General features: G+C 48.4%; 21 protein-coding genes. 13 read left to right on the top strand and 8 right to left on the bottom strand.

Translation table 11 applies throughout. The features are described 5' to 3' along the window. Positions 1–236 precede the first annotated feature (236 nt). Together MJO57_RS26525 and MJO57_RS26530 are read left to right on the top strand one after the other, a co-directional pair. The gene (locus MJO57_RS26525) at positions 237–1,514 is read left to right on the top strand and encodes an IS4 family transposase (RefSeq protein WP_256491761.1); all 1,278 of its coding nucleotides are present in this window, start codon (positions 237–239) and stop codon (positions 1,512–1,514) included. A gap of 158 nt (positions 1,515–1,672) precedes the next feature. Next, positions 1,673–2,602 (top strand): hypothetical protein, encoded by a 930-nt coding sequence (locus MJO57_RS26530; RefSeq protein WP_252020054.1) that lies wholly within the window; start codon positions 1,673–1,675, stop codon positions 2,600–2,602. A gap of 32 nt (positions 2,603–2,634) precedes the next feature. Here MJO57_RS26530 and MJO57_RS26535 read toward each other — a convergent pair whose 3' ends face one another. Next, positions 2,635–2,790, bottom strand: a complete 156-nt coding sequence (locus tag MJO57_RS26535; RefSeq protein WP_252020055.1) for a hypothetical protein — start codon at positions 2,788–2,790, stop codon at positions 2,635–2,637. Between the two features lie 45 nt (positions 2,791–2,835). Here MJO57_RS26535 and MJO57_RS26540 point away from each other — a divergent pair, with 45 nt between their 5' ends. Continuing rightward, positions 2,836–3,537, top strand: coding sequence for a hypothetical protein (locus MJO57_RS26540; RefSeq protein WP_252020057.1), 702 nt, complete (start codon positions 2,836–2,838; stop codon positions 3,535–3,537). Positions 3,538–3,598: 61 nt separating this feature from the next. Here the strand turns inward: MJO57_RS26540 and MJO57_RS26545 are convergent, their stop codons facing one another. Further along, on the bottom strand, positions 3,599–5,113 hold the full coding sequence (locus tag MJO57_RS26545) for an IS66 family transposase (RefSeq protein WP_252017330.1): 1,515 nt from the start codon (positions 5,111–5,113) through the stop codon (positions 3,599–3,601). A gap of 155 nt (positions 5,114–5,268) precedes the next feature. Next, on the bottom strand, positions 5,269–6,606 hold the full coding sequence (locus MJO57_RS26550; protein WP_252017304.1) for a transposase: 1,338 nt from the start codon (positions 6,604–6,606) through the stop codon (positions 5,269–5,271). A 328-nt stretch (positions 6,607–6,934) separates the two neighbouring features. On the opposite strand from MJO57_RS26550, the gene MJO57_RS26555 reads away from it, so the two are divergent. The 3 genes from MJO57_RS26555 to ltrA all read left to right on the top strand — a co-directional run bounded on the left by MJO57_RS26555 (position 6,935) and on the right by ltrA (position 10,567). Further along, a complete protein-coding gene (locus tag MJO57_RS26555; RefSeq protein ID WP_252017305.1) occupies positions 6,935–7,867 on the top strand; it encodes a hypothetical protein in 933 nt (310 codons plus the stop codon). A gap of 51 nt (positions 7,868–7,918) precedes the next feature. Beyond that, on the top strand, positions 7,919–8,875 hold the full coding sequence (locus MJO57_RS26560) for an IS1595 family transposase (RefSeq protein ID WP_252017306.1): 957 nt from the start codon (positions 7,919–7,921) through the stop codon (positions 8,873–8,875). Between the two features lie 552 nt (positions 8,876–9,427). Next, positions 9,428–10,567, top strand: a complete 1,140-nt coding sequence (gene ltrA / locus MJO57_RS26565) for a group II intron reverse transcriptase/maturase (protein WP_256493387.1) — start codon at positions 9,428–9,430, stop codon at positions 10,565–10,567. An 86-nt stretch (positions 10,568–10,653) separates the two neighbouring features. Here the strand turns inward: ltrA and pdxA are convergent, their stop codons facing one another. From pdxA to MJO57_RS26580, 3 genes are read right to left on the bottom strand one after another with little or no spacing between them, the layout of a single operon-like run. Further along, a complete protein-coding gene (pdxA, locus tag MJO57_RS26570) occupies positions 10,654–11,706 on the bottom strand; it encodes a 4-hydroxythreonine-4-phosphate dehydrogenase PdxA (RefSeq protein WP_252020061.1) in 1,053 nt (350 codons plus the stop codon). A gap of 1 nt (position 11,707) precedes the next feature. Further along, entirely contained in the window at positions 11,708–13,042 is a 1,335-nt protein-coding gene (locus tag MJO57_RS26575) for a peptidylprolyl isomerase (protein ID WP_252027119.1), read from the bottom strand. Positions 13,043–13,045: 3 nt separating this feature from the next. After that, positions 13,046–15,853: an LPS-assembly protein LptD gene (locus tag MJO57_RS26580; RefSeq protein ID WP_252020063.1), complete on the bottom strand. Its 2,808-nt coding sequence runs from the start codon at positions 15,851–15,853 to the stop codon at positions 13,046–13,048. Positions 15,854–16,289: 436 nt separating this feature from the next. Between MJO57_RS26580 and MJO57_RS26585 the strand changes: the two genes are divergently transcribed. The 6 genes from MJO57_RS26585 to MJO57_RS26610 all read left to right on the top strand — a co-directional run bounded on the left by MJO57_RS26585 (position 16,290) and on the right by MJO57_RS26610 (position 21,120). Further along, positions 16,290–17,411 (top strand): aminoglycoside phosphotransferase family protein, encoded by a 1,122-nt coding sequence (locus MJO57_RS26585; protein ID WP_252020065.1) that lies wholly within the window; start codon positions 16,290–16,292, stop codon positions 17,409–17,411. Next, positions 17,408–18,166 carry an N-acetylmuramate alpha-1-phosphate uridylyltransferase MurU gene (murU, locus tag MJO57_RS26590; protein ID WP_252020067.1) on the top strand — a complete coding sequence of 253 codons (759 nt, stop codon included), beginning with the start codon at positions 17,408–17,410 and terminating at the stop codon, positions 18,164–18,166. Before MJO57_RS26585 ends, murU begins: the two co-directional genes overlap by 4 nt. After that, the gene (gene djlA, locus MJO57_RS26595) at positions 18,163–18,987 is read left to right on the top strand and encodes a co-chaperone DjlA (RefSeq protein ID WP_252020069.1); all 825 of its coding nucleotides are present in this window, start codon (positions 18,163–18,165) and stop codon (positions 18,985–18,987) included. The genes murU and djlA overlap by 4 nt, the downstream gene beginning before the upstream one ends. A gap of 145 nt (positions 18,988–19,132) precedes the next feature. Continuing rightward, the gene (locus MJO57_RS26600) at positions 19,133–19,354 is read left to right on the top strand and encodes a hypothetical protein (RefSeq protein WP_252020074.1); all 222 of its coding nucleotides are present in this window, start codon (positions 19,133–19,135) and stop codon (positions 19,352–19,354) included. Positions 19,355–19,778: 424 nt separating this feature from the next. After that, positions 19,779–20,705, top strand: coding sequence for an agmatinase (gene speB, locus MJO57_RS26605; RefSeq protein ID WP_252020075.1), 927 nt, complete (start codon positions 19,779–19,781; stop codon positions 20,703–20,705). 73 nt (positions 20,706–20,778) lie between these two features. Further along, positions 20,779–21,120 carry a rhodanese-like domain-containing protein gene (locus tag MJO57_RS26610; RefSeq protein WP_252020076.1) on the top strand — a complete coding sequence of 114 codons (342 nt, stop codon included), beginning with the start codon at positions 20,779–20,781 and terminating at the stop codon, positions 21,118–21,120. A gap of 49 nt (positions 21,121–21,169) precedes the next feature. Here the strand turns inward: MJO57_RS26610 and MJO57_RS26615 are convergent, their stop codons facing one another. After that, positions 21,170–21,955: an SDR family oxidoreductase gene (locus tag MJO57_RS26615; RefSeq protein ID WP_252020077.1), complete on the bottom strand. Its 786-nt coding sequence runs from the start codon at positions 21,953–21,955 to the stop codon at positions 21,170–21,172. Between the two features lie 71 nt (positions 21,956–22,026). Continuing rightward, the gene (gene zapE / locus MJO57_RS26620) at positions 22,027–23,121 is read right to left on the bottom strand and encodes a cell division protein ZapE (RefSeq protein WP_252027120.1); all 1,095 of its coding nucleotides are present in this window, start codon (positions 23,119–23,121) and stop codon (positions 22,027–22,029) included. Positions 23,122–23,502: 381 nt separating this feature from the next. On the opposite strand from zapE, the gene MJO57_RS26625 reads away from it, so the two are divergent. After that, a complete protein-coding gene (locus tag MJO57_RS26625) occupies positions 23,503–23,979 on the top strand; it encodes a YhcB family protein (protein ID WP_252027121.1) in 477 nt (158 codons plus the stop codon). Positions 23,980–24,006: the final 27 nt, after the last annotated feature.

Genomic DNA, 24,006 nt, shown 5'->3' on the forward strand with positions numbered 1-24,006 from the left:
TTCCGGTCGCTTATTTATGCTGCCTTGGCAAGTTTTGTTCATTTTCAAACTGACTTATCAGTCAGCAATAAAAGGGTAATAAGGTATTACTCGTTCTTAGGGTAGACATTAAGCTCAAAAAAGGTTCGTTTCCGGCGGCAGAACCCACCTTGAACAGCCACAATAAAGCTTCGAAACCATTATCAATGGCTGAACAAGATGAGTACTGCAAATAGTAGATTAGTTGAAAAAAACTGTTGACCTGTTTCGACCGGTCAGAACTCCTAAGTATGGCGGAACAGCTTGGTTTTACTATACGACAGCGAGATATCCGTCCTTTGGATTTTATCCTCTCACTGATCGATGCCCTCGCTGGTGATGGAAACTGCGATACCCAGGCGGATCTACACCGTAAATTTAACGAGTTGACGGGGCTGAATGTCTCTTATCGTTCTTGGGCAAATCAAGCTAAAAAGGACGCGCTGCCTACTCTTATCCTGTGGCTATGGGTGCAGTGTCTGGAAATATTTTCCCGCAAAGTCATGGCGTTTGATGAAGACAGTCCATTTTCAGAGTTTGAGCACATTCTGATTCAGGACGGTTCGTCACAAGCTGTCTATGATGCCCTGAAAGAAGCATTTCCCGGCAGGTTCTCAACGGTCAGTCCTGCTGCCGTCGAGCTTCATACGACAATGGATCTTCTCACCAACAACCTGGTGCGGGTGCAGCTGACTGAAGATACCCGTTCAGAAAGAGACTGTCTGCCACCACTGCCAACATCCATGGCCTATATCCTGATGCTAATGGATGCCGGTTATTTTGAGCTGGAACTCTTTGCCGCTATTGATGACAGGGAGGGTTCTTTTATCTGCAAGGCACCTCAGAGTATCAACCCGACGATACTCAGCGCGGTACGGGAGGATGGCAAGAATCTCAATCGCTACAAAGGACAAAAACTGAAGGATGTACTGTCTGGCTTCCCCAAAGACCAGTGCCTCGACCTGGATGTAGAATGGCCGGGATTCAAAGCCTGGCCATTCCGCTTGGTTGTCCGCTGGAATGACAAAAAACAGAAGTGGGTTTTCGTTGTGACCAACCTGAACCGGGTGGAGTTCACCTTGAGTGATGTGCTCCAGGCCTATCGTCTACGGTGGCAGATAGAGCTGATTTTCAAAGAGATCAAATCCTATTCAGGGTGGCATCGTTTTAACACCAAATCAGCGACACTGGTGTTTAGCCTGATTCTGATGTCCTTTGTGGTTGTGACGTTGAAAAGGTACCTTGCCCATGCTGCACAGGCGAACCTCTGTGAAAGTGGGAGCATTGAGGAAATCTCGACGCACAAGGTGATGAAAAGTGGGACTCACCTGTTTGGTAATGTGATTTCATCGTTGATGAATGCAGGAAAGTCATTGGTCTCATGCATTAAAAAGCTACTGGACTTCTGGGGAAATAATGCGAAACGAGAACACCCTGCACGGGATGGTTGTTCAGGGCGTACAAGATTAGGCTTCTGTGCAGTGGGTGGAGCTTAATGTCTACCTTAAGATTACTCGTTAGCCTCTGGATAGGCAAACGGCAAAAATTTATGTTCGGTTGACATAAATAGTGGATGGGTTGTGTCAGAGAGGAACTTTTATAAGAAAGGACGGTCATAGGCTAGAATTCAATATTTCGATATTTCAATATTTCAATGGATAAATCCATCTATCCTGCTTATTTTGATGCAAATACCAATCACCTTTCTTATTTTCAAGATACCACTTTTTCAGAACCTGGCACATCATGTCAGGCCTTCTCCCGTGATGTTATAGAAGTAGCTAATGTTCTGTGTGCTATGCGCACGCATCAAACCACTAAAAACTTCCTTCAGCAGCCGACATTGCCGACTGCTATTATTGCCCCTCAACTAAATAATAAATTGCTTCAACGAAATACACTTCCTGTAGGAAAAGAACTGGATTATAAAACATCTGCTTCCGGCCCCGTTGAATCCCTGACCATTCCACATGATAAGGTTTACGCTCAACCCGCGAAACGGAAAGCTTCCGGACAAGCCGGGGCACAATCCGGGCAACGGAAGGCTTACGTTCGATCCGAGAATCGGAAGATTTCCGCACGAGCCTGGGCGCAGTCCGAGAAAGGGAAGGCTTGCCAGAAAGCTTACGCACAATCCGAGAAAGGGAAGGCTTCCCGAAAGGCCTACGAACAGTCTGAGAAACGGAAGGCTTACCAGAAGGCATACCGGAAGACTTACCTAAAGTCTGAGAAACGGAAGGCTTATCAGAAGGCTTATGCACAGTCCGAGAAACGGAAGGCTTACCAGAAGGCATACCAGAAGGTTTATGCTCAGTCTGAGAAGGTGAAGGCTTATCAGAAGGCTTACGCACAGTCTGAAAAAGGGAAGGCTTGCCAGAAGTCTTACGCGCAGTCCGAGAAAGGAAAAGCCTACCAGAAGGCTTACCAGAAAGCTTACAAAGAAGTTTTAAAGAGTACCGGCGATAGAGAACAAGCAAGGAGCGCTGGTAAACAAGCTGCCGCTTTTATAAGAGAATCGAATAAAGCAAAAAATAATGAGCTTAAATCAACCTCCATTGTCCCAACTGTACACTTTTCAAACTGACTGGTTAGACAGAAAACGAAGGTAAGAAGGTATTACGGATCATAATACTCTAAAACGGCAAATACTAAAATCGCCTGTGTCGCCACAAAAGCTCCATTAGACTGATCAAAAATAATAGAAAACTGCCTTTTATTAGGAAGCATCAATGTCATGGTTTTATTGGTCATCTTGAAGAGAGGAACTTTCATAAAAGATAGTGGTCTCAAGTCAGGGTTCAATAATTCGATAATTCAATGTCTGATCCATATATTTTCTCTCCACATTCAAGATTTCAACTTTCCCCGGAAGCTCTTATTTCGAGTAATAGATCAAATTTAAATAACAGGCCGCAGTCAGATGGTTTAGCATTCGGGCTACCAATTGAAGCTGTTGTACCAAGCAATTATGTTAATACCTTATCATTTATTGATGAAAGCTTTTATAACCCATGCTTCGGCCCCTGTTTGAAGAACGCATCTGTCAGTGTTATATATTCTCAAGAACCTGATCAAAACGAGCCATTAGATTTATCACTGGACCCCGAGGCATACCAACAAGCCGACCAAAATAACAAGGAGGCCAGAGCCAAATACGAAGCATCTGATAAACGCAAAGAGGCCAGATCCAAATACGAAGCATCCGAAAAACGCAAGAAGGCCAAAGCCAAATACGAAGCATCCGATAAAGGCAAGGAGACCAGAACCAAATACGAAGCATCCAATAAGCGCAAGAAGGCCAAAGCCAAATACGAAGCATCCGATAAAGGCAAAAATGCCAGAACCATAATTAATGCAAGATCAAATGCCTATCGAGCAGCCTTACAAAAAGGCTTTTCTGAAGAAGTAGCGAGAAAAAAAGGAGAATCAGCAGCAAATGCAAGAAGAGCAGAATTATCATTAGTATCACCCACCGCTTCTCAGTCGCCAAACTGGAGTGATTTTTCCCATCTCGGTTGAACCTATCTAATCCTGACTGAACGATCTGCAATCAGAGGGTAAGACTGTATAAAAAGGGTAACTATTCAGCACTGAGCAAAGGCATATTACAGTAATTCCGAACAGCTCTATGAAGTGATTGATATATGTCCATTCCCTGTTTTCTGGCAGACGACAAATAGCTGCGAATCCGTGCAAACATAGAACCACCGTCTGCACTCCTGAAGCAGCCTGAGATTTTCTGCTTTAACTTGGCCATTCGAACATCCCGCTCACTGCCATTGTTATCGAAGGGAATGGTAAAATCTGACATGAAGCGCAGTGTCTCAGCCTTGAACTCAGTGAGTCGTTTGAAGAGATTGTAAGCTTTAGTATTCTTGACTTTCTTGCGCTTAAGCTCCTCTCGTTGCTTCTCCATATAGACGACTTCTTTCATTAGAGCCCGCTGAAGCAACCGGTCATAAATCTTCTCGATTCGTTCACAGACAACACTTGGCATCTGTAGCATACCTATGGTCTTAAAGCCCTTGCAGTAATGCCAGGAAAGCCTCAGTAGCTTCATCAATCGCAACGCCAGTTGATTGCTGTCCCTATCAACAACACCCAAAAGCTCCCTCAGGTGATGGGCATTGCAAAGTACGTGAGTTGCCGCATATGCAAAATAGGATTTCCAATGATCATGAACCAGAACGCCTGCAAATGTTAGCAGTATGCCCATCGTGTCCATGGCCTCACGACCTCGCTTTTCAGACAAGTAGTAGAGCGTCCATTGTTCATCCCGCATAACGTGTAGCCAGTGCAAAGAGCCCTCGGCCCGCATACCCGTTTCATCGGCTCCGGCAACAGACGATTCCCGCAAGGCGTCACGAATAACCTCTTCAGTAGAAGCCAGATTTTCATAGGTTCTGGCCACAAAATTGGCGACAGTGCCTGCACTTACACTCATTTTATAGAGAGTATTAAAATACTCTGACACGCGCTTAAAAGGCAGGAAATGGTATTGGTTAAGATAGACGGCCATAGCCTGTGTGGCTGAGCCATATTGTGCGGCAGCGGTAACACCTTCCGGGAATTCAGCCTGATTCCGACAACCACAAGTGCAGATTTTTACTTCAGCTCTATGGGCCGTTACTTCAAATTCACCCGGTCTCCCTGGTTCAAACACCTGTCGTTCAATATATTTGACCGGCTCACTATCAAGAAGAGACGCCTGACATTTATTGCATTCTTTAACCGGAAGGTACTCAATATAGTCAGGGATATCGACCTGTTTAAGACAAGTGCCCTGATGCCCTTTCTTTCCACCGGCTTTATTACCAGAAGACTGTCTCAGACTTTTAGGATTGGGTTTTTCATCCGATGGATCGGTACCTTTATCTGCGGAAAGGTCGTCAGAATGATCTGGAGAATTACTGTTTTTACAAGGTTTTTGATAACCATCAGACGATGGCGGCTTGCTACTGTTTTGACTGTTCTTGCCAACCTTTTCTTCCAATTCTCGACATCGCTCTTCCAGACAGGCAACTCTCATCCGCAGCTCTGCATTCTCTTTCAAGAGAATCTCAGCCGACATAGTTGCGGGTAGTTCTGGAATCATGCTGGCGAATATTGTGGAAAAATGGTGCTTAACTCGACTTTAGAGTCTGTATAAAACGATAATTCGGTCAGCTTTTTATAGTGAAGCAAGCCTAAATCAGTGAACTGTTTTTCCAAGTTCGTTATTACTTCCGTTTTTTGCCTAAAAGCCTTTAGTTATGCTGCTTCTGAATTATCCGGTATTAACTGGTCGATCAGATCGCGAAAATTGAACTCATATTTTTGCTTATATCTGTTCCAGCCCTTGCGAATAGAGAACCTCGGAATAATTCCTGAAAGAGCAATTTTCATCATGCCTGCAGTGGTTGTATCCGGGCTTCTCCAGGGTATCCGAGAAATATTCAGACATGCCTGATTTTTACAAACGGTTAATAACTGCAATAATGCATAGCCTGCCATTTTCAAATGCATCCATCGAAGCAGTGTTCGCAATTTCTGCTGCCATAAATGGCAACAGCCAAAAGCATGTTTGAGTTGGTGAAACATTGGCTCTACCGGCCATCTCCGGGAATAGGCACGAAGCACCTCCAGTCCCTCAAGTTCCGGATTGGTCGAGATGAATATTCTGCTTTCGGTCAGACCTTTGTCATTTTCAAAGCGACTCCAGACGACGCGTACTTCACGACCTTTAAGGAATCTGGCGCGACAGATCAGGGTACGATAACGTATTTTGCGAAATTTGCCGTACATCCATACTGTTGCTTTTTCTTCCGGCAGTTTCTTAACCTGTTCTGTCGTCATCTTGATGCCGTACTTTTTTGGGCGCCCTCGCTTCTTTACGGTGGGTGCTGGCGGCAAAGCATAGAGGGCCCGATTTGAAGGTATCTGACCAACAACTTCTATGTTCATTTCCAGAGCTGGCTTTATCAGTGTCCAGTTCATATACCAGCAATCGGTTAGCAGGCGTAGCACTCGATCCTTCACTTCATTGCGTACCACCCTGAGCATGGCCACGGCAATTTTCAGTTTGCTGGTGTTACCTGAAGCTGGTGTCGGAAATGAGATCACCGGTATGGCGGTAAATACTTCATCTGCAGCCCGCTCAAATATGATGGCCAGGGAAACCCAACACTGCCCCCAGATGTACGTCGGCCGATTGCGTTTCTTGCTGTGTTGATGATGTGTACGACAAGCAGGGGCTTTGTCGGAAAACCGTTCGATTACCCAGTCATCAAGCCCCAGGACCACAGGTTGATTCTCAGGAGCTTTGGAGCAGACCAGACGGATCAAGTGGCGTGCCAAGTTCTTCCATTGCCACTTGCCCTGAGATAGCCAGTGGTGGTAGCTGCTCCACACACAATGAAAATCAATTGTTAACAACGCCTGTGTAACAAAGCCGTCGGCTGAAAGCATGCAACCGAACAGCAGTTCGCAGAACGTTGGTACTGCAGTTGATGATAGCGCTCCAGCAAGAAAGGTTGTATATGAAGCGAGCTCCCTGAGGATTACTTGATGATCTGAAGTGAGCATGGCAACCATCTCGAATTTCGTCATTGGGGATGGTTGCTTTTAGCAGATTATGCGCCGGAACTATTGTGCTCTTAAAACTCTAAAGCGAGTCGGGGTGCTTAAGAGGATGGTATAAAAATCAGAAAATTCCAGATTTATGTGGGGGTGCTGAACAGTTACTAAAAAGGTATTGATTACTGTCCTCTGGATAGGGAAACGTTACAACCTGCTGTGTCTCTGGAACAGAGAGTTTTATGCTTGGTTGGCATAATTGGTTGACATAAATTGTCAGAAAATTGATTCTGAAAGGAACTTTTATAATGTAGGCGCAGTCTTAAGCTGTAATTCAACAGTTCAATAATTCAATAGTTCAATGGACACACTCAACTTAGACTTTGTTTCTGCTAACCCCTGTTTGCAGGCCTTTGCAGAAGAATACGCAGCACCAACTGGCACTTCCTGTTCACAGCCAAGTATCGCTGGTTATTCTGCGCAAACGCTTAATTCACTCCATTGTGGATATTTAAATCAGGAAGTAATGAATCAGGGAACATCATATCCTCCACGAACGCTTAGTGATTTTTCAGTTTCTCATTTACCAACCACTACAGATGAATTGATTATGCCTGATTTTTATTCACTAGAAGGCAGTGATGAAATTTTATCTTGTGATTTTTCCAACGGACCTGTTGATAATGACTTGACATTCAGTCATTCAACCTTAACAACCCCCCAACAAACAGCCCAAAAATTACCACCGGTTAATTCATTAGTTGGTTTTTCTCAGCCATCATCACGTCCCGTTGACCGTCCTGTTGCTATAATTACCCCGTTTAATAATGACGTACCGTCGCAAGTTACAGCTGCAGAAACTGCTGCACCTGAATCGTCCGGTTCTGACGAACCTCTACCCCTCACGCTCGCAATAACTCCCGAGCAGTCCAGGAGACGAAAGGCTTATCAGAAGGCTTACCAGAAAGTTTATGCACACTCTAAGAAACGGAAGGCTTACCAGAAAGCTTACGCACAAACCGAAAAACGGAAGGCTTACCTGAAGACTTACCATAGGAATTATACTAAGTCTGAGAAATGGAGGGCTTACTTACAGTCCGATAAAGGAAAAGCTGCCAGGCAAGTCTGGCCGCAGTCCGAGAAAGGGAGAGCTTACCATAGGGCTTACAGTGATACTTTCAAGAATACCGGTGATCGAGAACAAGCAAAAATCGCTGGTAAGCAAGCGATTGCCCACATAAGAGCATCGAATCACGCAAAAAATAACCTGATTACCACCGACCCTACGTCGTGAGCCAGCTGCTATAATAAACGTCGATAGTCATGTGTTTTGGAGGTAAAACTGATGTGTAAAAACACCATTCAGTTCCAAAAAGGCCTTGGCATTATGCAATTTCTGGCTAATTACGGCAGTGAAGAGCAGTGTGAGAACGCGCTGTCCTCTTGGCGCTGGCCAGATGGCTTCCAATGCCCGAAGTGTGGCTCCCGCAGTTTCTGCAAGCTTCACCGGAAAGCTGAATTCCAGTGCAATTGCTGCCGTTGCCAAACCTCGCTTACCAGTAACACTATCTTTGACTCAACAAAGCTGCCTCTAGCTACCTGGTTTCTGGGTATCTATCTCGTCACCCAGAATAAAGCGGGGATTTCTTGCCTGACGCTTCATCGACAACTTGGCATTTCCTACAATGCCGCATTGCGCATGAAACACAAACTCATGCAGGTCATGATGGAAAGAGATAACAGCTGGCAGTTGAGTGGTTTTGTTCAGATTGATGACGCCTATTGGGGCGGAGAGCGCCACGGAGGCCGCCGGGGCAGAGGCTCAGAGAACAAAGCCCCCTTCGTGGCCGCAGTTCAGACAGATGCTGATAACCACCCTATCTACATGAAGTTCAATGCCGTTGATAACTTCCGGCGAAAAACCATTCAGGAGTGGGCAGAACATGCCCTGAAAAAGGGTGTCCGGGCCGTCAGCGATGGCTTGTCCTGTTTCCGGGGTATTGAAGATGCCGGATGCCAGCACACAGCCATCATTACCGGTGGTGGGCATGCATCCATGGAGAATGAGTTGTTCACCTGGGTAAATACCATGCTGGGAAACGTGAAAACAGCGATTACCGGTACTTACCATAAGCTCGACCCCAAGCATCTGGGCCGTTATCTATCAGAGTTCAACTATCGGTTTAACCGGCGTTTTGATATGCCTTCAATGATCTCAAGGCTAGGTCGGGCTGCAGTCAATACAGCACCGATGCCGGATCGACTTCTCAAACTGCCAGACGTCCAGTGGAAACCGGGTTAGCCATCAACCGATAATTGAAAGTCAGTTGACGTATTAATATCATTATTTCGAATGATGATGTGGGTCTTTGCTTGTTCGGAGCGGTTATGAAACCGAATTTAGTTGATAATCTGGAGAACAAGCCGTCATGATGCCTGCTCCACCGGTAATACTGGAGAGGTTCTATTATTTCTTTACCGGGTTATAGACATAAAGAATGAAAAGCTGCACGTATATTCTTAAATTATCTTTCCCTGTGTCATGACGTACGATCAGTGGTAATCAGGAACAGTTTTCACTTGGATAAAAACACCCGCGGTTACAGCGATATAATGGACTCAGACTTAATAAGGTAGTGCATAGAGATAAAGTAATTCTGTACAAATACGTACAAATTAGCCTGTTTTTTCATTGAAAAGCTGTATTTTGTACGCCATCGAAAGGGCTGGGTTTTCTTATCATTTCCAAAGTGGCTAAATTTATCAATCAAAACAAAATGTTATGATAGAAGTCTACTGACCATTAGAATAATCAACTTTTTGCCATTTTTGCACTAATTAAATGAATGGCTAGCTGGAGGCTAACCTCCTCAATCTGCTGGATCGTATGAAATCAGGTCGTTACCGGGCTCCTGCCTTACGACGCGTTTATATTCCCAAAGGGAAAGGTCAGCAACGTTCTTTGGGTATTCCGACCTCTGAGGACAAGATTGCCCAGAGAGCGGTAGCGATGTTATTGGAACCCATTTACGAGCAGGACTTTTATAACTGCTCGTTCGGGTTTCGCAAGGGCAGGTCAGCGCACCATGCCTTGCAAAGTCTACGTAGTCACATAATGCGGGGTGGAGGCCAATGGGTGCTGGATGTGGATATACAAAAGTATTTCGATACGATTAACCACAGCCAGCTACGACTGCTTCTTGCCAGAAGAGTGTCTGATGGCGTGGTACGAAAACTGATCGATAAATGGCTGAAGGCCGGTATACTTGAGTCAGGGCAGCTCTGCTACCCGACAATGGGAACCCCTCAGGGTGGTGTTATTTCACCACTGTTAGCCAATATCTACCTGCACTATGTACTGGATGACTGGTTTATTCAAACCGTACAGCCAAGAATGCAGGGAAGGTGTAGTCTAACCCGCTATGCCGATGACTTTGTCATGGTGTTTCAAAATGCCGACGACTGTCGACGAGTAGAGAGGGTATTGCCTGAGCGTTTTGGCGTATATGGTTTAACACTGCACCCGGAAAAGACGCAGAGAATCGACTTTCGGGTTCAATGCCGAAAAGAAAATAAGCGTCGTGGACTTCCGGTCAGCTTTGATTTCCTTGGGTTCACACATTACTGGGGTAAAACCCGGAAAGGTGGGTTTGCAATATTCCGGAAAACTGGCAAAGGGCGAGTAGCCAAAGCGCTGAAGTCATTCAATGACTACTGTCGTAAATATAGACATGACTCATTGAAGGAACAGTACGACGAGTTGAACCAGAAATTACGGGGTCACTTTGCGTACTTCGGCATAACGGGAAACTACAAAGCCCTGAAAGCAGTACATCACCGTGTGCAGAGAATCTGGCATAAGTGGCTGGGCCGGCGATCACGGACAAGCTATATTCCGTGGGAGCAATTCTCCCAGTTCCTGAAACGGTTACCCCTGACACCGCTAAGAATCCAGCATCAGTACTACCATGGGCATCGGTTAGTGAACCAATAGCTGTGAGGAACCGGATGCCTTAATTGGGCTCGTCCGGGTCTGAGAGGGTTGAGGTCGGTAACGGCCTCTTCTACTCGGAGACAAGCTCAGGACGAACGGAGTGCGGAGGCACGACAACCCGTCACACTCATTGAAACCATATCCAACGCTGTTTCAATGGCGGTGTATAAACTGCCTGAGTCAATGTTTCCTGTGGCCGCAAGATCAAGGGCGGTTCCATGATCGACAGAGGTGCGGACAACAGGCAGTCCCAGGGTGATATTGACAGCCTGTCCAAAGCCTTTGTATTTGAGTACCGGTAATCCCTGGTCATGATACATCGCCAGCACAGCATCAGCTTGTTGCAGTAGCTTTGGATTGAATAGTGTGTCAGCGGGTAAGGGGCCGGTCAGGTTCATCCCCTGCGCTCTGCAATGGTGCAGAACGGGAATAATGGTTTCAATCTCTTCCATCCCCAGGTGGCCACCTTCACCAGCATGAGGATTCAGTCCACAGACCAGAATATGAGGCGTGCTGATGGCAAACTTATCCCGTAACTCACGGTGAAGAATGTCAATAACCTGAGTCAGGGAGTGTTCGGTAATGGCAGAAGAAACCTGCGAGAGGGGTAGATGGGTGGTTGCCAGGGCCACTCTCAAGCCCTCGGTAGCCAGCATCATCACCACTTTCTCAGTGTGGGTCTGTTCAGCAAGAAACTCCGTGTGACCACTGAAGGGAATACCGGCGTTATTGATGACTTCTTTATGAACCGGGCCTGTCACCATCCCATCAAAAAGGCCTTCCAGGCATCCACGCAATGCCAGCTTCAGTGTATTGAGAACATATTGACTGTTAGCGGGATTAACAGATCCGGCCGTTGCGGTGGTAGCCATGGAGACCGGGGCAACCAACAGGGTGTTTGCTTTGGAAGGTTCTCTGATGTCCGGGTTAAAGCGTTGCAGGTCAACGGCAAGGCCGAGCTGTTTGGCGCGATGTGCCAGTAGCTCCGGATCAGCCGCTATCACCAGTTGTACCGGTTTTGAAAAAACATGGCCCTGAGTCGCCAGCATCAGGCAAAGGTCGGGGCCGATACCGGCAGGCTCCCCGGCGGTGACCACCAGCCGGGAAACAGGTTGGGTTAAGGTCGTTGTACCTGTCATGTCAGAGCTGAATCTCAACGTAGGCCTGATCGCGGATTTCCCGCAGCCAGACTTGCAGTTCTTCTTCAAACTTGCGGTTACTGAGCAGTTCTCTTACCTGGTTGCGGCGAACCTGGGTGCTGATGTCAGACTGTCGTTTGCCCAGCACTTCAAGAATATGCCAGCCGTAGGTGGTTCGAAATGGCTCACTGACGACTTTTTCCGGAATAATGTTCATCACGGTCTGGAATTCAGGAACCAGAACCTCTGGCGAAATCCATCCCATATCACCGCCATTGAGCGCAGAGGCGGTATCGTCAGAATAAGCTTTGGCAAGCTCACTGAATGCTTCACCCGCCTGAACCCGTTCATACAGTTTCTCCGCCTGCATCTGGGACTCAAGGTTACTGCGAATTTCATTTGGCTTGATCAGAATATGTCGGACATGAACCTGGTTCTGAACCACTTTTTCATTACCCCGGGTATCCATCAATTTGAAGAGATGAAAACCGGCAGGGCTGCGGATAGGCGCCGAGGTTTGTCCTTTGGACATTTTAATCGCCTGTTCAGCAAACAGGGTGGGGAGCTGATCCGCTTTTCGCCAGCCAAGGTCGCCACCTTCCAGGGCGTTCTGCCCCTTGGAGTTGGCAATGGCCATGGCCTGAAAGTCTGCCCCCTGGCGAAGCTGTCCGGCCAGGTCGTTAGCGTGACGTTCCGCACTCTGGATCTGGTCCGGTGTCGCATTATCGGGTGTGGCAATCAGAATATGGGCCAGACGATATTCGGTCTGCATTTGAGCCAGCCCTTCAGGAGAGCTCAGGAAATTATCAATTTCCTGTTCGCTGACTTGTACACGCTGGGCAACCTGACGCTGGCGAACCCGGTTAAGAATCATCTCCCGGCGAATTTCTTCCCGGGCCTGGCTGAACGACAGACCATCCGCTTCCAGGTTTTGTTTGAACTCGTCCAGCGTCATCTGGTTGCGCTGGGCGATACGGGCAATGGCATCATTGAGTGCCCAGTCATCAATACGGATGCCTCCGCGCTTGCCCATCTGGATCTGGATGTTTTCCAGGATTAGCTGTTCCAGTACCTGCTTTTTCAACACATCTTCCGGAGGCAGGTTGATATTTCTGGACGAGAGCTGGCGATGCACGGCTTCAAGACGTGCATTCAACTCACTCTGCATAACCACGTCCTGATCAATTTTGGCAACGATCCGATCCAGTTCAACCTGGCTCAGGGGAGGGCGTTTCTGGGCGGTTTGGGCCGCGTCATTTGACTGCGCACAAACTGCACTGCTGCTGAAAGACAGCAGGCACAGGGAAGCCAGTGCAATGCGTTTCAATCCCTTCATCATTTACTTCTCATCCGCTGCGTAACCTTTAATACCTGTGAGATACTCTTTCGTCGAACCGCTGGTCAAATCCCCGAGTCCTCTCAGGACAAACTGGAGAAATACACCGCTTTTGCTGTCGGGGTGATCGATGTTGTCGTCATCATCAACCCACTTTCGCCACAGCACACGAACCTGATAACAGCAACTGTTATATTCGACTCCGGACAAGATCTCAAGGTTCCGCTTGTTGGTTAAATCGTATTGCCAGCGCCCCATGGCTGACCAGTTATTGGTAACCGGCCATGCGATGGAGAGGTCAGTCTGGCTTAAATTGTTGTCAGTGGTCTGGTAGCCGGTGGGGTTGGAAGGATCTTCAATCAACCCGTTTTCAGCATTTTTTACGTACCGGTCTGCCTGGGTAAGATAACGATAACCAGCATTGATGACCCGACGGTTATCCGGTAGATACTGGTAGTATAAGTTGTAACTGTCCAGCTCGTTCTCGCTGGTATTCCACATCAGATCCTGACGAATGTTCATGGTTCTGCTGATGTTATAGATGAATTCGGATGCCAGTGGAGAAACAGATTCATGCATGTCTTCGTAAAGGCGTCTTGCATCATCGCTGAGATTGGTATCCCAGTCTTCCTGATTTTCCGGGTAGATGGTTTTGCTTCCGGCCAGGGGGTTGATCCATAGCTGACGATCTTCAAAATAGATGATCTGACCAATGCCAAAGCGAACCCGCTCAAAGCCATCGTCTTCTATCAACCGGGTAGTCAGACCCAGGGAGAGCTGGTTGGCATCGCCTAACCGGTCGTGACCGGAGAAACGGCTGTCACGCCAGAGTGAGTGATAATTGAAGTTCATCAACGCCGTATCAAACACCGGGTTCATCTCCTGCCCCTCTTTATAGGGGGAGTAGAGATACTTCATTCTGGGTTCAAGGGTATGGGTGAATTCAGTGCCACCGATAGAGGTGAAGCGGTCAAAATAAAGTCCGCTGTCAATACTGAAAGTAGGCACTGTTGTTTTGGGTGACTCGGTATAATCTGCAGCGGTGAAGTTACCGTATGCAGCATTCAGGTCTTTCTCTACCTCGGTTGCATTCAGATCAGTCAGCCGATATTCAACATGCTGCACCTTCACCGCCGGACGGATAAATGCATAGCTCCAGTCAAAAGAGTAACCTGCCCCGGTTTCCAGGTAGAGACGTTCACCATTGGCTCTTTGAATGCCATAACCTGAGTCATAATTACTCTGGTACACATTGTCGGAGGGATTTACCAGCGTTTCATTCACGTAATGCCAGTTATCATCACGGGTAAATTTCGTGTAGTTAGCCACATAAGTGAGACTCAGATTACTACTGGCCAGCCAGTTACCCGACAGTTTGATTTGTGGCAATTTGTTATAGGGGTCATCTGCCGTCTGGTTCATATTCTGGTATTGGTGAGCATCCAGGCTCAGCTGCCAGCTGTGGTTGGTATCGCCGCCCAGGTAGCGGGTACCTATCCGCTGGTTCAGCGGGGCATTGGCCGACAGGTTGAGGCTGGTGCTGAAATCATCCAGATAGTTTTTGTCACTGGCCTTGGCGTAATCTACTTCTGCACTCCAGCGGCTGGTCAGGTCTGTTTGCTGACGATAGTTGATCAACCAGCGGTGGTCGTTGTAGTAAGGGTTCTCTTTTTTCAGCTGATCTTTGTCCAGCAATCCTGACAGTCCCAGTTCACCCTGAGTGTTACCGGTGAGATAGCGGAATTCGTTCTCCACCATCACTCCCCGTTTGCTCATATATCTGGGCGTCAGGGTTGCATCATAGTTTGGTGCAATATTCAGGTAGTAAGGGATCGAAAAGTCGAAACCGTTATCACTGCTTTGAGATAGCGTAGGGTAAAGGAAACCGGACTTTCTGCGATCATCGATAGGGAAAGAGAGATACGGCGTGTAGAGGATTGGCAGGCCTTGAACACGGACTACTGCATTTCTGGCCAGACCCTGGCCGCTGCCCATATTCAGGGTCACGTTTTGCCCGGACAGCTGCCAGCCTTTATCACCCGGCGGACAGGTGGTGTAGGTGGCGTCAGACAACTCAAGGGTTGCGTTTTCATTGCGGACGATGCGTTCAGCACTGCCGCGGGCTTTCTGCTCATGCATCACATAAGCGGTGTTCTCAAGGGTTGCGCGGCCACTGTCGAGTTGCAGATCACCCTTGTCACCGACCAGCAGGACACCGCTTTCCCGAAAGCGAACGTTGCCTTCGAACTGGCCATAGTTGCGGCGCCTGTCCAAAGTAGCGTTGTCACTTTCAAACTGCCGGCTGCCCTGACGGACAGTCACATCACCTGTGAAGGTGGCAACAGAATCCTGGTCATAACTGGACTCATTGGACTCAGCGACAATAGATGCCTTATTGCTATCCCCGCGATAGTCCCTGCCGGGTCTGGCTGGCTCAATATAAGCACCGCAGCTATAGAAAGGTTCCTGAGCGATTCGTTGTGCCGACAGGTTCTGGATAGGTTGCCAGTCCAGACGTTGTTTCAGGGTGGCGTTTTGCCCGGTAGGCACAGACTTTACCTGAGACGCTGATTTTTTCAGTTCTCTGACCTGCCGTTTAGCCTCGTGTACTGGCTGTGCCGTTATGGATTGGGCTGTAGCAGGGTCACAACTCCACTGGCCATTAGTCAGTGTCTGGCATTGCCCTTCGGGCTGTTGGCTGCCCTGGGGTTCAGCGGCCATGACTCCGGAAACCGGCTGGCTGGCAAAAATACTGGTTGCAATGGCCAGTGTCAGTGTTCTTGGGTTAAACGGCAGTGGGCGCAGATGCATGTCCATAAGCTCAGCAATCCTGGGGCAACATTCTTATTTGGCGAGTCGGGTCAGGTTCAGCATAACGAATGAGGTGGCTTTTCATGAAAATAAACAGGCCCTGCAGATGTTTGTCGACCTACAAACCGTTTGCGGGCCAAATTAACTACCGGTATCAAAAATCGGAGTAAGCCGGAATTTTGCCACACAGTAGGCGTTAATGCAGAAGGAAGGTTCAATCCTCATCGCGTGGAAACTGCATCAGAATCGCAATATTCTATATCCATTTGCACCGGAAATGCAGTGTTAATCCACTGGAAACTTTGAACACGACAGCCTGAAATGTCAAATACCCGAAGATGTTGCATTATCTCTGGCCGGGCACCCATAGGCCAGAATAATGCACTGTGATAATCTTGAGGATTGATCTGACAGTGCTTAACAGGAATCAAAAGCGTTGGTCTCAACAATTTCAGAGCTTCAGAATGTTCCTGAAGCCCGGTCTGAAGTATCTTGCCGCCGGGAACAACTGGCACAATGGGTTGTCTCAGTTTTATCGGGCGAAAGCGACCATTCATGTGATTATTCAGATGACTATGATCATGGCAACCTTGGTGAAAATGCTTCAATGCCCATGCAGGCCATTGGCAGCGATGCAGGTTTTCGCAAATATTACCGGGTTCAGACCCCTCACAGAACACTGGTAGCAGTGGATGCCCCTCCGGCCACAGAAGATACACGAACCTTTGTTGATATAGCTACTCGTTGGCGAGCAGGCGGTGTTTACGTCCCGGAGGTGTTTGCTGTCGATTATGAACAGGGTTTTATGCTTCTGGAGGATCTGGGGGACACTCCCATGCAGGTTTTGCTGCAGAACTCTGTGGCCGACCAGTACTATCCTGAGCTGCTTGACACGTTGTTGATCGTGCAGAAACAGTTGCCTGATAACCTGCCACCCTATGATGAAACGCTGATACGGTTTGAGCTCTCTCTATATCCTCAGTGGTTTCTTGGGGAGTTTATGGGATTTGATACAAAAGCACCGAATACTCTCAATCAGCTGACGGAGCTGTTCGCTGCGCTGGTGCCGACGGTTCTTGAGCAGCCAAAGGGTACTGTTCATCGTGATTATCACTCCCGGAACCTGATGCTTACACCGGATGGTCGTATCGGGGTTATTGATTTTCAGGGGGCGCTTTATGGGCCATTGCTTTATGATGTCGTCTCTTTATTGAGGGACTGCTATGTATCCTGGCCTGAAGAAAAGATTGACCGCTGGTTTTCCTCTTTCATAGCTCGTCATCCCGTGTTGGCAGGTTATGATCCGGAGCGGCTGAAAATCTGGTTTGACCTGACGGGTTTACAGCGTCATTTGAAATGTCTGGGTATCTTTTCCAGGTTATGGCTGCGTGATGGCAAATCCGGTTATCTAAACGATATACCAAGAACGCTGAACTATGTGGTGTCGGTATGCCAGCGCTATCCTCAGTTCCGGGATCATGCCGGGTGGCTGCAGGAAAACGTGGAGCCTTTTGTGAATGCCCGGATAAAACAGGTAATGGAGGAAGTCAGCGTATGAAGGCCATGATACTTGCCGCCGGTTATGGCAAAAGACTCAGGCCCATTACCCTGTCAATTCCCAAACCTCTGGTCCCAGTGGCAGGAAAACCCCTGATTACCTATCATATTGAGCGTCTGGCGCAGGCGGGTTTCAGGGAGCTGGTCATCAATCATGGCTGGTTGGGCGAAAAGATTGAGGCGGCGCTTGGTTCAGGTTCTGGCTGGGGGGTTAACATTCAGTACTCCGCGGAAGGAGAGCCTCTGGAAACCGGTGGCGGGATTTGCAAGGCGTTACCTTTGCTGGCCGGTGATCAGGCTGGTGACAATCAAGTTCCGTTTATTGTGGTGAACGGGGATGTATATACGGATGTCTGCCTGGCAAATCTCAGACTTCCCGATGGTATGCTGGCACACCTGGTAATGGTTGATAATCCGGACTTTCATCCACAAGGGGATTTTTGTCTCGCAGAGGGACTGCTTTTTGACAAAGCGACAATGCCTGACAAGGCCGGGCTGACGTTCAGTGGTGTTAGCGTATTGTCCCCACAGTTGTTCGATGGATGTCAGCATGGACGTGCTTTTGCTCTGGCGCCTTTATTGATTGACGCCATGAAACAGGGCCGGGTCAGCGGACAGTACCACAACGGTTTCTGGACTGATGTGGGTTCTGTCGAGCGGCTAAAGGCACTTGAGTACTATATTGACCATCAGCTTCGGGATCAGAACCGGTTTCAATACCAAAACAATCTACAAAATCAGAGCAGGACTTCATGACCGCAATAATCATTGGCGCATTGGTTGGGTTCATGACCGGTGGACCTTTTGGCGCTATTTTGGGAGCGTTTGTTGGTTCCTGGATTAACCGGACCTATTTGGGCGGACAGGGAGCCGCAGGCTTTGGCTCTTCTGCGGCGCATCGGCAAAAAGCACAGACTGCCTTTTTCAGGGCAACCTTTCTGGTGATGGGCCGGGTAGCAAAAGCGGATGGTCGGGTAAGTGAGTACGAGATAGAGACTGCACGAGCCATTATGCATACCATGCGCCTCTCTGAAGAGCAGCGCAGGATGGCAATAGAGCTTTTTAATCAGGGCAAGAAGCCTTCTTCCGATATTGCCGGTGCGCTTCGGGCATTTCGAGAGGTTGCCGGAGCCAGTACGCTGATTCCCATGTTTCTGGAAATTCAGTTGTCGGCCGCTTATGCCGATGGTGGCTTGAGCTCTGCCGAACAAGCGGTATTCAGGCAGGTTTGCAATATCCTCGGGGTGGGCAGTTTTGCGTTTGATCAGATACACAAACGGTTCATTGCCCAGAGAGAGTACTACCAGCAGGGAGAGTATCACTCTGGAACGGGGGGCGGTCGGCCATCATCGGCCATGGATCTGAAACGGGCTTATGATGTTCTGGGAGTGTCAGAAAGTGCTTCAGATGCTGAAGTCAAGAAGGCCTATCGTAAACTGATGAGTGAACACCACCCGGATAAGCTGGTGGCCAAGGGGTTACCCGAGGAGATGATGGAAGTTGCCAAGCAAAAGACTCAGGAAATTCAGGGGGCTTATGATCAGGTTCGGGCAGCCAGAAAGGCTTCAGGGCGTTAGGGTCGTTGAGAATACGCGGTAATCCTCATTTATATTTCCGGATACGGGCTGCTCTCTGACCGTATTCGGGGAACTTTTCCGGTATTTTGTTGACTAAATAATCAACAGGTGCATTCTCTCACTTAACCATCTGGAGGCCAGAGCTGTGATCTATTCGAAGCGCAAGCAGTTTATGTACTGGTATGTTCCAGCGGCGACCAGGGTGAGCCTTGAGTCAAACTACCGTGTGGTTTATTGCTTTTCAGAGCTTCGCAGGAAAGTAAAAGGCGCACTGAAGCGAAAAAAGAAATATCTCATTTTTAAAGAAATTAATGGGTTCTCTACTTCAATTGTTGAGAGGGCAATCCACCCTTCTGCTCAGTCCTGACGGATCAGTCCTTATTACCCGTAAATTCTCACGAACTCTGAAAAAGCATAGGCGAATAAGCAGTTATGTCTTTTCGAGACATTCCTCCAAGTCTTGCATAGCTTATTCTGTCTCTGAATGAAACACGTTTGGTTGTCTATTCCCGGATATTCTCTGAGTGAATTATTTTACCCGTTTAATGGTATTGTCCCGGATTCAGCGCAAATCACAGGCAATGGATGTTTAGAGACCACTAAAATCCATAAGGAAAATCATCGATATGCTGGTTCGAGGCCCTGACATTTTCAGGTTTTATATGGTTTCGATGGACTCAAGGCATCGCTGCATCTGCTGAATTGAGGTCATCACTTCAACGCTATATCTGCCTGGCAGGTGTTCAGGTAGGTTGACAATCAATGTGTTAAGAACAATACGGAGCAAGGCAATGACCACCCTGGAAAAAAAACCAGACTTTTCCCTCTATTCCAATGCTTTTGGTTTCTTAAGGCAGCCACTGGATTTTGACCCGATCAATAGTGATGCCGAATGGATCGTAACGGGTGTGCCTTTCGATCTGGCAACAACTGGCAGGAGTGGGAGCCGTTTCGGCCCGGAAGCTATACGCAAGGCATCTATTAACCTTGCGTGGGAGTCCCCGCGCTGGCCTTGGGGGTTCAGGTTAAAAGACTATCTGTCCATAGCCGACTGTGGTGATCTGGTATTTGAAGCCGGTAATGCCAGCGATCTATGTGAGTCGCTACAGCTGCATGCTGAGGTGATCCTGGCAGAGGGTAAAAGGATGCTTACTCTGGGAGGCGATCATTTCATCACTTTGCCGTTGTTACGAGCCCATGCAAGGCAGTTTGGTCCATTGTCGCTTATTCACTTCGATGCTCATACGGATGATTATGATGAAGGGGGGGTATTTGATCATGGCACAATGTTTTACCATGCCGTGAAAGAGGGGCTAATCTATCCTGAATCTTCGGTTCAGATTGGTATACGCACCCATTATGATCAGGAGAATACGCCATTTCAGGTCTTTGATGCAGGCTACGTCAATGAGGCGCCGGTCACTGAGATCATTGACAGGGTGCATATGACGGTAGCACACCGTTCTGTCTACCTGACATTTGATATCGACTGTCTGGATCCCGCCTATGCACCGGGAACAGGGACGCCGGTTTGTGGTGGCCTGACGTCAGACCGCGCCTTGCAGCTGGTTCGTGGATTGCAAGGACTTGATATCGTCGGAATGGATGTGGTTGAGGTGGCTCCAGCTTATGACAGTGCAGGCATTACCGCACTGGCTGCCGCCACGGTGGCATTGGATATGCTTTATATTCAGGCTGCCGGTAAGCTTGACCGCTGAGTGCTAATGTTAGTTAGTTTCAAAAAGTTGAAAGGGGCCTTTTAACATGTGGAGCCTGCTTAGCCGGTATTGCGTGGGTATTCTGGTTGCCTTCGGTGTTATCAGTTCTGCCAAAGCCGCAGATAGTTATGATAAAGCCTGGGAAAGGGTTCAAAATGGTGCGTTGCTGGTAGACGTTCGGACACCGGCAGAATATTCAGCGGGGCATTTGACCGGAGCAATCAATATCCCCTTCCAGGATATTGTTGAGGGGCTTGCCCAGAGAAATATCCCACGGGAGACCGATATTGTCCTGTATTGTCGTAGTGGTAGCCGCAGTGGTAAAGCCCAAAAGGCACTGGTAAACGTTGGTTATCAACGTGCACTGAACGCTGGAGGGTATGAACAGCTTCTGGCAAGGCGGCCTCAACCTTAAACCGGGTTGGGGCCTGTGAGTTTGAAAGTTTATGCCAACAGAACCTGAGTCAGACGCTCTTCATTTTTCCGCCATCCACCACCGTATTGGTTCCGGTGATGTAACTGGCGGCATCGGAAAGCAGGAATGCGGCAGCATTGGCAAACTCCTCAGGTTGGCCGTAGCGCCCCATGGGAATAGCAGACTCGGCAGCTCTGCGAACGTTCCTCGGGCTGGTGTCGGACCGTTGCGCTAGAAACATATTCAGGGCTTTGATCCGATCCGTATTGATGGAACCCGGAATCAGGTTGTTGATGCGGATATTGTATTGTGCCAGATCGCTTGCCAGTGTTTTTACCAGGCTGTTGACGCCTGAACGCATGACATTGCTCATTACCAGGATATCGATGGGTTCCTTTACCGCAGAGGATGTCAGGGTAAGAATGCTACCGCCGTTTACTTTAAGCGCAGGCAGTGTAGCCCTGATCAGTCGTATAGCGCTCATGAGCGTCAATTCGAACGCAGCCTGCCAGGCTTGGTCATCAAATTCCTCAAAGAACCCCGGTGGTGGGCCTCCGGCATTGATGACCAGTCCATCAATATGGCCAAAGTCATTCTGGGTATCTTCCACCCACTGGGTTATCGACTCCCCATCACGGGCATCAAATACATAGCCCCGGATTTCAGCGGCCGTTTCTTCGCTGATATTTGCGGCTGCTGTGGCGATGCTTTCCTGGCTGCGACTGGCGATGGAAACTTTTGCACCTTCTTCAGCCAGCTTCTTGGCAACGGCATAGCCGAGTCCTGAGCTGGCGCCAGCTACCATGAACACTTTATTGTGAACACCAAGATCCATAAGATGAAACTCCTTTGTGCTTATTGCTCTGTGTTGGCAATATCTATTTTTGCCAGGTTTCTGGGAAGCTTTTATGGCTTGTGAGGCCGGGCAAGGTACTCTGTTGACTGCATCTCCTGCAGGCGACTCAGCGTTCTCTTGAACTCAAACGACAGCGTACCACTGACGTAGAGCGCTTCAAGGTGGACTTCACTGGATAAAATGAGTTTTACGCCCCGGTCATAGAACTCATCAACCAGGTTGATGAAGCGGCGAGCCTGATCATTCCGGTTGGCATTCAACTGCGGGACAGCCTGAAGAATCACTGAATGGTACAGGCAAGCGAGTTCAATATAGTCGTTCTGGCTGCGGGGGCCATCACACAGATCGGTAAAGGTAAACCACGCCACATCTTTGCTTAACTTCACGCTGTTAATGGGGCGTCCTGATATTTCAATGCTCCGGCCGATCTCAATATGATCCGGGTCCGGAGCCAGGTCGGAAAATATCTGTTCCAGCTTTTCGTGGCTGGTATCATTGAGAGGCCAATAGTAGGTTTCCGCTTTCTCCAGAAGGCGCAGACGATAGTCGATACCGCCATCCACATTCACGACAAGGGTATGCTTTTTAATCAGGTCGATGGCAGGCAGAAACCGGGCTCGTTGCAGTCCATCCTGATAGAGAAGGTCAGGCTCCTCATTCGATGTGGCAACCAGCGTAACGCCCCGTTGAAACAGCTGGTCCATCAAACCGGCCAGAATCATGGCGTCCGTGATATCGGACACAAAAAACTCGTCAAAACAGATAACTCTGGCTTCCCCGGAAAGACGGTCAGCGACGATTGCCAGTGGGTTTTTCTGCCCCTCAAGTGTCTTAAGTTCTGTATGCACCCGTCGCATAAAGTGATGGAAATGCATGCGGAGCTTGTCCTGAAAGGGCAGACAATTGTAAAAGGTATCCATCAACCAGGTTTTCCCGCGGCCAACGCCACCCCAGAAATAGAGGCCACGTACCGGTTCCCGGGGTTTGCCCAGTGCAACCTTTATCTTCTGGAGGAGAGATCCTCCGGAGGGCTGGATCAGCTTTTCATAGAGGTTCTGCAAGTGTTTTACCGCTTCAGCCTGAGCGGGATCCCTGCTAAAACCTTTTTGGGTTATATCCCTGTGATAACAAGCTTGCGGGGTCATAATAATATACTGGTGGATAAACGGTTGCTGCTTATTGTTTTCATGGGGGCAGAATTGTTTGTTTTGCCCTGTAACGTTGCCAATGTAACCGGACAGCGGGTGGGTGACAAGGGTTGCCTGTTGAACAGTATTGGTGATCTCTTTCGGCCACATCAACAGGTGCAGTAAAGCTTTTTATGCCAAGTCCGGTCAATATAGATCTTGATGGACAGCTTCAGGATAGTGCCTGAGTGCATGCCCGGCAATGACCGAATCTGACTTGTGCTTTTATGGACTAGGCCAACTTCAATGGAATCTATACAATAAACGCCTAAGGACATGGCTTTGTGATTAAATGACAAGGGCGCGGGCCCCACTGAGTGAGGCGATACTGTGGAAAACATGAACGTACTTTGGTTTGTCGGTAGTCTGGCGTTTCTGGCGGGGATTCTGTGTGGTGCACTCGTTTACCATTTACTGTCAGGTTCAAAATCCCGTAGCGGCAGGCTGGAAAGTCAGCTGGATGAACTTCAGCAGGAATTCAAAGAATACCAGGAGCGCGTGGGAGATCACTTCACCACATCCGCTCACCTGATCAATAAACTCACCGATACCTACCGGGATGTCCATGAGCACCTCGCCAATGGTGCAGAAGATCTCTGTAAGGATGAAGAAGTCCGTAACCGGCTTGGAGACTCCCTGTTAAGCAGTAATGCGCTGCTGTCAGGGAAGGTCCATAAACGTCGTAATGAGCGTACGCCGCCATTGGAGCAGCCTAAGGACTACGCACCTAAATCCAGACCGGATGAACAGGGCGCATTGGCCGAAGAGTACGGTTTCGGTGAGTCAGCGAAAGAAGCAACGACCACTGATAAATAAACGGTGACTTACAGGCTTCTTGACCAA

This window comes from Endozoicomonas sp. SCSIO W0465, assembly GCF_023716865.1.
Classification (GTDB): Bacteria; Pseudomonadota; Gammaproteobacteria; order Pseudomonadales; family Endozoicomonadaceae; genus Endozoicomonas.

What these genes read in the sequence shown, in the direction of transcription:
- MJO57_RS26530 (WP_252020054.1), top strand. Translation starts at nt 1,673, where the DNA reads ATGGATAAATCCATCTATCCTGCTTATTTTGATGCAAATACCAATCAC.
- MJO57_RS26535 (WP_252020055.1), bottom strand. Translation starts at nt 2,790, where the DNA reads ATGAAAGTTCCTCTCTTCAAGATGACCAATAAAACCATGACATTGATG.
- MJO57_RS26540 (WP_252020057.1), top strand. Translation starts at nt 2,836, where the DNA reads ATGTCTGATCCATATATTTTCTCTCCACATTCAAGATTTCAACTTTCC.
- MJO57_RS26545 (WP_252017330.1), bottom strand. Translation starts at nt 5,113, where the DNA reads ATGATTCCAGAACTACCCGCAACTATGTCGGCTGAGATTCTCTTGAAA.
- MJO57_RS26550 (WP_252017304.1), bottom strand. Translation starts at nt 6,606, where the DNA reads ATGACGAAATTCGAGATGGTTGCCATGCTCACTTCAGATCATCAAGTA.
- MJO57_RS26555 (WP_252017305.1), top strand. Translation starts at nt 6,935, where the DNA reads ATGGACACACTCAACTTAGACTTTGTTTCTGCTAACCCCTGTTTGCAG.
- MJO57_RS26560 (WP_252017306.1), top strand. Translation starts at nt 7,919, where the DNA reads ATGTGTAAAAACACCATTCAGTTCCAAAAAGGCCTTGGCATTATGCAA.
- pdxA (WP_252020061.1), bottom strand. Translation starts at nt 11,706, where the DNA reads ATGACAGGTACAACGACCTTAACCCAACCTGTTTCCCGGCTGGTGGTC.
- MJO57_RS26575 (WP_252027119.1), bottom strand. Translation starts at nt 13,042, where the DNA reads ATGAAGGGATTGAAACGCATTGCACTGGCTTCCCTGTGCCTGCTGTCT.
- MJO57_RS26580 (WP_252020063.1), bottom strand. Translation starts at nt 15,853, where the DNA reads ATGCATCTGCGCCCACTGCCGTTTAACCCAAGAACACTGACACTGGCC.
- murU (WP_252020067.1), top strand. Translation starts at nt 17,408, where the DNA reads ATGAAGGCCATGATACTTGCCGCCGGTTATGGCAAAAGACTCAGGCCC.
- djlA (WP_252020069.1), top strand. Translation starts at nt 18,163, where the DNA reads ATGACCGCAATAATCATTGGCGCATTGGTTGGGTTCATGACCGGTGGA.
- speB (WP_252020075.1), top strand. Translation starts at nt 19,779, where the DNA reads ATGACCACCCTGGAAAAAAAACCAGACTTTTCCCTCTATTCCAATGCT.
- MJO57_RS26615 (WP_252020077.1), bottom strand. Translation starts at nt 21,955, where the DNA reads ATGGATCTTGGTGTTCACAATAAAGTGTTCATGGTAGCTGGCGCCAGC.
- zapE (WP_252027120.1), bottom strand. Translation starts at nt 23,121, where the DNA reads ATGACCCCGCAAGCTTGTTATCACAGGGATATAACCCAAAAAGGTTTT.
- MJO57_RS26625 (WP_252027121.1), top strand. Translation starts at nt 23,503, where the DNA reads ATGAACGTACTTTGGTTTGTCGGTAGTCTGGCGTTTCTGGCGGGGATT.